An 8,118-nucleotide genomic window follows, 5' to 3' on the forward strand; every position below is an offset into this window, starting at 1 on the left:
GGTGCGGACGGCAGCGCCGAGGGCCCCGCGGACGGCGGCGCGGCCGGCGTCCCCGGTGTGCACGACGGCGGAGCCGACGGCGGCGCGGACGAGGGTGCCGAGGGCCCCGCGGACGGTGGCGCGGCCGGTGTCCCCGGCGTCCACGACGGTGGCGCCGACGGCGGTGCCGAGGGTCCGGCCGACGGCGGAGCCGCCGGTGAGCCCGGCGTCCACGACGGCGGTGCGGACGGCGGCGCTTGACCGGCCCGGCCGGCGCCTTCCCTGATCCCGGCACCCCTGGGGGTGCCGGGATTCTGGAGCGCCGTCTGACCGGTCTCCGCCCCGACGTCTTCGCACGGGACGTCTGGTCGCGCACCGCGCTGCTCGCCCGGCACGCGAGCGACTTCTCCGACGTGTTCGACGCCGGCGCGGTGGACGAACTCATCGCGCGCCGGGGCCTGCGCACGCCCTTCCTCCGCGTCGCCAAGAACGGCACCGTGCTCCCCGAGTCGTCCTACACCTCGCCCGGCGGAGTCGGCGCCACCATCGCCGACCAGCTCGACGACACCGCGCTGTGGCGGCTGTTCGCCGACGGCGCCACCCTCGTCCTCCAGGCCCTCCAGCGCACCTGGGCGCCGGTCGGCGAACTCTGCGCCGCCCTGAGCGCCGAGCTGGGACACCCCGTGCAGGCCAACGCCTACGTCACCCCGCCGCAGAGCCAGGGCTTCGACGACCACTACGACGTCCACGACGTGTTCGTCATCCAGATCCAGGGCAGCAAGCGCTGGCTCGTCCACGAGCCCGTGCACCGCGACCCGCTCAGGGACCAGCCCTGGACCGGCCACCGGGCGGCCGTCGCCGAGGCGGCGGAGGGGCCCGCCTACATCGACACCGTGCTGGAGCCCGGCGACGTCCTCTACCTGCCGCGCGGCTGGCTGCACGCCGCCCGCGCCAAGGGCGAGGTCTCCGTCCACCTGACCCTGGGCGTCCACGTCTGGACCCGGTACGCGCTGGCCGAACAGCTCGCCGAGGCAGCCCTCGCCGCGCTGCGCGAGGACGCCTGGACCCGCGCCACGCTGCCGCTCGGCGCCGACGCCACGGCCGACGTGCTCGACGGCGTACGCGAACGCCTCACCGCCGCGCTGTCCGACGCCGACCCCGCCCCCCTGTTCCACCGCACCCGGCGCGGCCAGGGCCGTCCGGCACCGCTCGGCCCGCTGGCGCAGCTCGCCGCCGTCGACGCCCTCGCTCCCGGGTCGCCCGTACGCCTGCGAGAAGCCCTGGAGGCACGGCTGGAGGGTGCCCGCCTGATGACCCGCGTCGGCTGGCTCGACTTCCCCGCGACCGACCTGCCCGCCGTGACCCGCCTGCTCGACGGCGAGGTCCGTACGGCCGGCGACCTCGGGCTCCCCCTCGCCGGACGGCTGCTGCGCGCGGGCGTGCTGGTGCCGGGCGGACAGTAGCGGCCCGGTGACCACCACAGACCGGTTCTTCTGCGCCGACGCCGCCCGGATACGCGGCGACTCCCTCGCGGGCACCGCGCCGCGCGGAACGGTCTGGGTGCTGATCGAGTACCGGGGCGCGTGGCCGTCCAACGGCTACGACGGCATCGACCTGGACCCGGTGGTCAAGGCTCACGTCTGGGCCGCCGCCCACGCCGTGCGCGCCCGTATCTTCCTCGTCCGGCGGCTCGCCCGTCCCAGACCGGAGGGGCCCGGCCGCTGGGCCGTGCTGCACTACGAGCGGTCGGGCGCCTACCGCCAGCGCTGGGGCACCTGGAGCAGCGACCAGGACCTCGTGGAGATCACCGAGGCCCTCCGGTGGCCGGGCCGTCTCGACCAGCCGCCGGTCGTCCTGGTCTGCGCGCACGGCCAGCACGACATCTGCTGCGCGGTACGCGGCCGGCCCGTGGCGCGGGCGCTCAGCGAGCGGTGGCCCAACCTCGTCTGGGAGTGCACCCACGTGGGCGGGGACCGGTTCGCCGCCAACGTCGTCGTCGTGCCCGACGGGACCTACTACGGCCTCCTCGACCCCGTCTCGGCCGTGGGTGTGGTCGAGGAGCACCTCGCCGGGCGCGTCCACCCCGACTTCCTGCGCGGCTACACCGACCTCGCCCCGCCCCAGCAGGTCGCCGTCGCCGCGCTGCTCGCCCGCTTCGGCCCGGCCGGACGGCACGACTACACGGTCACCGGCACCGCCCGCGACGGCGACGACTGGCGTGTCCGCGTCGAACTCCACGCGCCGCACCCGACCGCGTTCGACATCGAGGTGCGCGCCCACCGCACGGCCCCCCACCGGCTCACCTGCCGGGGCCCCGTACCGAGCCCGGCGGTCGCCTACGAGGTGCGGTCCATCCACCCGGCCTGACGGCTTGCCTTCGAGTGCACGTCAACTCCTAGCGTCGGAAGGCGACTTCACCGGAAGGAACACCATGACCAGCACCTGGTTCATCACGGGCACCTCGTCCGGGTTCGGCCGCCTCCTCACCGAGCGGCTGCTCGCACGCGGCGACCGGGTGGCGGCCACCCTGCGCCGCCCCGAGGCCCTGGACGACCTGCGCGCCCAGTACGGCGACCGGTTGTGGACCGCCCGTCTCGACGTCACCGACACCGCCCGGACCGAACAGGTCCTCGCCGACGCCTTCGCGGACCTGGGCGGGATCGACGTGGTCGTCAACAACGCGGGGTACGGCGTCCTCGGCTCCGTGGAGGAGGCCGGTGAGGAACAGATCCGGCGGGTGATCGACACCAACCTGCTCGGTTCCATCCACGTCATCCGCGCCGCGCTGCCCCACCTGCGCGCCCAGGGCCACGGCCGCATCCTCCAGGTCTCCACGGCGGGCGGCCAGACCACCTACCCCGGCTTCGCCTACTACCACGCCTCCAAGTGGGGCATCGAGGGCTTCTGCGAGACGGTCGCGCGGGAGATCGCCCCCTTCGGCATCGCCCTCACCATCGTGGAGCCCGGCGCCACCCCGACCGGCTTCGGTGCCTCCCTGGACGCCGCCCCGCCCATGCCGGAGTACGCCGCCACCCCGGCCGGCGAGACCCGCCGGGCCCTCACCGACGGCACCTTCGTCCTGCCCAACGCCCCGGAGAAGATCACCCAGGCCATGATCGACCTCGTGGACAGCGGTGCGGCCCCGCTCCGCCTGCCCCTCGGCTCGGACACGTACGACGACATCCGCGCCTCCCTGACCGCCCGCCTGGCCGAGCACGACGCACACCGCGACACGGCGTACTCGGTGGTCAGCGAGAAAATCGACGCCACGCGCGAACAAAGGTGACGAACTCTGTCACCTTTGGCGGGCACCGTGGAAGCATGACCACACAAGACCTCACCGCACCCCTCGCCGGACGCATCGCCCTCGTCGCCGGGGCCACCCGGGGCGCCGGGCGGGCGATGGCCGTCGAGCTGGGCCGGGCCGGAGCCACCGTCTACGTCACCGGACGCACCACCCGCGAGCGGGCCAGCGAAGTCGGGCGGGACACCGAGACCATCGAGGAGACGGCGGAGCTGGTCACGGCGGCCGGCGGCACCGGAATCGCCGTACCCACCGACCACCTGGACCCCGAGCAGGTGCGGACGCTCGTCGCGCGGATCGACCGCGAGCAGGGGCGGCTCGACATCCTCGTCAACGACCTCTGGGGCGGCGAACACCTGCTGGTGGGCTCCGTCTTCGGCAGGAAGAGCTGGGAGACCCCGCTCGACGACGGCCTGCGCATCCTCGAACTCGGGGTGCGCTCGCACGTGATCACCGCCGCGCTCGCCCTCCCGCTCCTGATCCGCTCCGACGGTCCGCTGCACGTGGAGGTCACCGACGGCACGGCGGTCTACAACCGCCGGTACCGGGAGAACCTCTACTACGACCTCGCCAAGAACGCCCCGATCCGCATCGCCTTCGGCCTGGGCGAGGAACTCGCCGAGTACGGCGGTACGGCCGTCGCCGTCACGCCGGGCTTCCTGCGCTCGGAGCAGATGCTCGGCCACTTCGGCGTGACCGAGGAGAACTGGCGCGACGCCGTCGCCCGGGAACCCGACTTCGCCACCGCCGAGTCCCCCGCCTACCTCGCCCGCGGCATCGCCGCCCTCGCCGCCGACCCCGGCCGCGCCGCCCGCTGGAACGGCAGGTCCACCTCCAGCGCGGAACTCGCCCAGACGTACGGCATCACGGACATCGACGGCAGCCGGCCGGACGCCTGGGCCTACTTCGAGGAGGTCAAGTTCGGCGGCAAGGAGGGCACCCCCGACGACTACCGCTGACCGGCCACGCCGTACAGCGCGGCGAGATCCCGCGCTTGCGCGCGGAAGCGTTCGCGCAGGCCGTCCGGGGCCAGTACCTCCGTGTCCGCGCCCAACTCGCTGAGCTGCGCGAACGCGACCTCCTCCGACTCCACCGGCAGCTCGACGGTCACCCGGCCGTCGGCGTCCGGCCCGCTCGCGGACGCCAGCGCCTCGGCGACCCCGGCCGGGTCCGCGACGGCGGGCAGCCGGGCGAGCCCGCGCTCGGTGAGACGCAGGGTGGCCGTCGTCCGCAGCAGGGTGCGGGCGAACGCCTCCGCGTTGGCCCGCCAGTACTCGGTCAGGTCGAAGTCCGGCTCGCGGACGAAGGGTTGGTCCCCGGTGGGAGAGAGGGCCGTGACCCGGTCGACGCGGTAGGTGCGCCAGGCGCCGCCCGGCCCCTCCGGGACCCGGCCCACGACGTACCAGACGCCCGCCTTCAGCACGAGCCCGTACGGCTGGAGCAGGCGGGTCACCGCGTCGTCCCGGCCCGGCCGCGCGTAGGTGATCTCGACGGTGCGGTCGGACCACACCGCGCGGGCCAGCTCCGGCAGCAGCTCGGGGGCCGACGGCTCGCGGAACCAGGCCGGGGCGTCGAGGTGGAAGCGGCGCACCGAGGACTCGGCCGCCGCGCGGAGCGAGGGGAGCAGGGCGGCGGAGAGCTTCAGCCGCGCGGTGTCCGCCGCGTCGGACAGGCCGAGGTCGCGCAGGGCGGTGGGCAGGCCGGACAGGTAGAGGGTCTCGGCCTCGGTGGGGTGCAGGGTGGTGAGCCGGGTGCGGTGGCCCGGCGCCAGGTGGTAGCCGCCCGCACGGCCCCGTTCGGCACGGATGGGGACGCCCGCCTCCTGGAGCGCCTGGGCGTCGCGGATCACCGTACGCCGGGAGACGTCCAGTTCACGGGCGAGGGCGTCGGCGGTCAGGCCGGGGGTGGACTGGACGAGAAGCGCCATGCGGATCAGACGGGCGGCACGCATGGGTCAAGCATCGTGCACCGGGGAGGCGCGGCGTCCCGCACCTCCCCGGCCGGGGTCACGACCGGGCGAAGTCGCGCGGCCGGAACTTCCGCTCCTTCAGATGCCGTTCGATGTCCTCCAGGCTGCGCCCGGTGAGTTCCGGCATCCGCCGCCGGACGAACAGCCAGGCGGCGACGTTGAACAGGGCGTAGATCCAGAAGACCTGTCCCACGCCGAAGGCGTTGATCATCGTCAGCAGGGTGAGGGTGATCAGCAGGTTGGTGCTCCACAGGGTGGCCGACTGCACGCTGGTGGCGGCCGACCGCACCGACAGCGGGTGGATCTCCGATCCGGTGAGCCAGCCCATGAGCTGGAGGCCGCCGGCGTTGAAGAACATGAAGGCCAGCAGGCAGCCCACGATCGCCGGGACGTAGGCGCGGGTGCCGTGGCCGGTGACGTAGAGGGCGCCGAGGGCGAAGAGGCTGAGCGCGGCTCCGGGCACCATGACCAGGGTGAGCCGGCGGCGGCCGACCTTGTCCACGATCCACAGGCCGACGATCATCATCACCAGGTAGACCACGCCGAGGGCGACGCTGATCCGGAGCGCGTCGGTCTGGGGGAAGCCGTTGTCGGTGAGGATGGTCGGGGCGTAGTAGATGATCATTTCGATGCCGGAGAGCTGGGTGAAGGCCGCTATGCCGCAGCCGACGATCAGCGCCGGGCGCACCCACGGCTGCCGCAGCCCGCGCCAGCCACGTTCGGCACGGTCGGTGTCCTCCTGCTGCCTGGCCAGGCCGGCGATCTCGTCCAGCTCGGCCGCCACGTCGTACCCCTCGGGCCGCAGCTCCTCCAGCGCCTCGCGCGCCCGGTCGGTCCGCCCGTGGCGCAGGATCAGCCAGCGGGGGCTCTCGGGGAGCCGTAGCTGGCCGAGCAGCATCAGCAGGGCGGGTGCGGCGGCGGCCCCGATGGCCACCCGCCAGGACACGGCCTCGGTCGCGCCGACGACGGTGGCGATGACGATGCCCGCGCCGATGGCGAGCTGGAAGCAGAGGACCAGGCGGCCGCGGATCGCCATGGGGGCCAGCTCGGCCACGTACATCGGTACGGTCTGGGTGGCGCCGCCGACCGCGAAGCCCAGCAGCACGCGGGCGAGGGCCAGGCCGACCGCGTCGGGGGCGAGGGCGCAGCTCAGACTGCCCGCGATGAAGATCCCGCACATCAGCAGGATGGTGCGGTGCCGCCCGAAGCGCTCGCACAGCCGGCTGCACACCAGGGAGCCGATCACCGCGCCCAGCAGGATGCCCGCCGCGATGGTCTCCTTCATGGTGCTGCCGATCTGGAACTCGTCGGAGATCTGGAGCAGCGCGCCGGAGATGACGCCGGTGTCGTAGCCGTACAGCAGGCCGCTGATCGCGGACACGACGGCCGCCATCAGCATGTGCCCGTTCAGGCCGCCCGCTCCCGCCCGGTCCGTCCGTGGGGTCTCCGCTGTTGTCCCTCTTTCGTGTGACCCGCTCGGGCGGCGGTCGTCCACGCTCTGCACTGACACCATGATCCATTCCCTCGAATCCGGGTCTCTCGGCGCCCGGACTGGGACCGTCTGCCCTGATGAGAGTGGGTGATGCGCACGAAAGGGGCGGAATATACCAGCCGGCGACGCAGAGCGTGCGCACGGACACGCAATGTTGTCATGGGTCAAGCAATACGGAATGCTCGTGCGCATGTACTCCCAGCAACAGCACGACGAGGGCGGAACGGGAGTGTCCGCCTCCGCGCCGTGGGGCTCGGTGTGGGTGATGGAACTGCGCGGCGAACTCGACCTGGCCTTCATCGACAACGTCGAGCGCGCCACCGCCCACGTCCTGCGGGTCTTCCCCGGCCCGCTCGTGTACGACCTCCGGCACCTGGGCTTCGCCGACTCCCTGCTCGTCAACCACCTTCTCGCCACCCGGCGGCAGCGCCCGGTCGGACTGATAGGCGCCAACCGGTACGTGGACCGCATGCTCGAAGTCACCGGCACCGCCGCGGTGCTGCCCACCTTCGCCAGCCCGGAGGCCGCCGAGGCCGGGCTCACGCGCGCACGGTAGCGCCCTAGGTGCGCCCCGGCGCGGTCTCCGGCAGTCGGCCAGGGGCACAGTGCGCCGGCGAGCCCGGCCGCCGCCGTGTACGCGGCCGGACACCGGGGCCGGTCCCGGCCCCCGCCGGCCCGCAGAGTGGCGATGAAGGACGGAGTCCCGGCGAAGACCGGCCGCTCCTCCAAGCTGTGGTGCCCCGACCGGATGCGGTCCGCTGCCATTTCCCGCGTCCTCCGGTCCGGCGCCGGCGGAGAGCATGACGCGCTCGGGAATTACACCGGAGCCCTCTTGCGATTGTTTTTTCACCCAGCCCGAATGCGGCGTGCAATTCAGTGAAACGTCACGGAAACAATTCCGCTCGGGCTTCGTGATGGGTGCGGAATCCGGGTGTCGCGGAACTCGGCGCTGGGGCCACCCGCCGGAGAGCCGAAGGCGGGTTGGATCGGAGGCTGTGGCCAAGTGACCTGCGGGAAAGAGAGATTGAGGGAGACGAGGCTTCCCGGGGCCCCTCCGTTCCCTGTCCACAGGGTGAGATGGCTCACAGACGTGGCCGCGACCGGCCGACTAAGATCACGAACCGAAAGCGCTCAGCTCCGGCATTCGTGCCCCCCTTCCTGTGCGAGGCTGACCGCGGCGCGGAAAAGGCGACCATTCCAGCCCCCGCGTTCGCACATCAGAATCCAGGGATTGGTGTGTACGTCTCAGCCAATTGGCTTGAACAGCAAGGTGCCGTCCGGTCCTTAGGCACAGCACGTCAAGCACACCCTCCGGTGGCCGCCACCCCGCCTGACGCGTCGTCGGTGAGCCGCCTCGCGCCGCCGTCGCCGCCG

The 8,118-nt window shown here is 73.1% G+C and carries 7 protein-coding genes and 1 pseudogene; 6 read left to right on the top strand and 2 right to left on the bottom strand.

Annotated features, from left to right (window positions below; translation table 11 throughout):
* From CCN33_RS33620 to CCN33_RS00325, 5 genes and pseudogenes are all read left to right on the top strand, one after another.
* Positions 1-240: pseudogene (locus tag CCN33_RS33620) on the top strand (BatC protein); the annotation flags it as partial.
* Positions 237-1,442 carry a cupin domain-containing protein gene (locus CCN33_RS00310; protein WP_086689905.1) on the top strand — a complete coding sequence of 402 codons (1,206 nt, stop codon included), beginning with the start codon at positions 237-239 and terminating at the stop codon, positions 1,440-1,442. The pseudogene CCN33_RS33620 and the gene CCN33_RS00310, both read left to right, overlap by 4 nt.
* A 7-nt stretch (positions 1,443-1,449) precedes the next feature.
* Positions 1,450-2,346 (top strand): sucrase ferredoxin, encoded by an 897-nt coding sequence (locus tag CCN33_RS00315; RefSeq protein WP_086689907.1) that lies wholly within the window; start codon positions 1,450-1,452, stop codon positions 2,344-2,346.
* 64 nt (positions 2,347-2,410) lie between these two features.
* Entirely contained in the window at positions 2,411-3,265 is an 855-nt protein-coding gene (locus tag CCN33_RS00320) for an SDR family oxidoreductase (protein ID WP_086689909.1), read from the top strand.
* 35 nt (positions 3,266-3,300) lie between these two features.
* Positions 3,301-4,242, top strand: coding sequence for an SDR family oxidoreductase (locus tag CCN33_RS00325; protein WP_086689911.1), 942 nt, complete (start codon positions 3,301-3,303; stop codon positions 4,240-4,242).
* Here CCN33_RS00325 and CCN33_RS00330 read toward each other — a convergent pair.
* Positions 4,233-5,234 carry a helix-turn-helix transcriptional regulator gene (locus CCN33_RS00330; RefSeq protein WP_086689913.1) on the bottom strand — a complete coding sequence of 334 codons (1,002 nt, stop codon included), beginning with the start codon at positions 5,232-5,234 and terminating at the stop codon, positions 4,233-4,235. The two genes, CCN33_RS00325 and CCN33_RS00330, sit on opposite strands and share 10 nt — an antisense overlap.
* Positions 5,235-5,289: 55 nt before the next feature.
* Positions 5,290-6,765 carry a sugar porter family MFS transporter gene (locus CCN33_RS00335; protein ID WP_086689915.1) on the bottom strand — a complete coding sequence of 492 codons (1,476 nt, stop codon included), beginning with the start codon at positions 6,763-6,765 and terminating at the stop codon, positions 5,290-5,292.
* Between the two features lie 169 nt (positions 6,766-6,934).
* Between CCN33_RS00335 and CCN33_RS00340 the strand changes: the two genes are divergently transcribed.
* Positions 6,935-7,300, top strand: coding sequence for an STAS domain-containing protein (locus CCN33_RS00340; RefSeq protein WP_167387735.1), 366 nt, complete (start codon positions 6,935-6,937; stop codon positions 7,298-7,300).
* Positions 7,301-8,118 lie beyond the last annotated feature (818 nt).

It is taken from the genome of Streptomyces recifensis (assembly GCF_002154615.1).
Classification (GTDB): Bacteria; Actinomycetota; Actinomycetes; order Streptomycetales; family Streptomycetaceae; genus Streptomyces; species Streptomyces griseoluteus.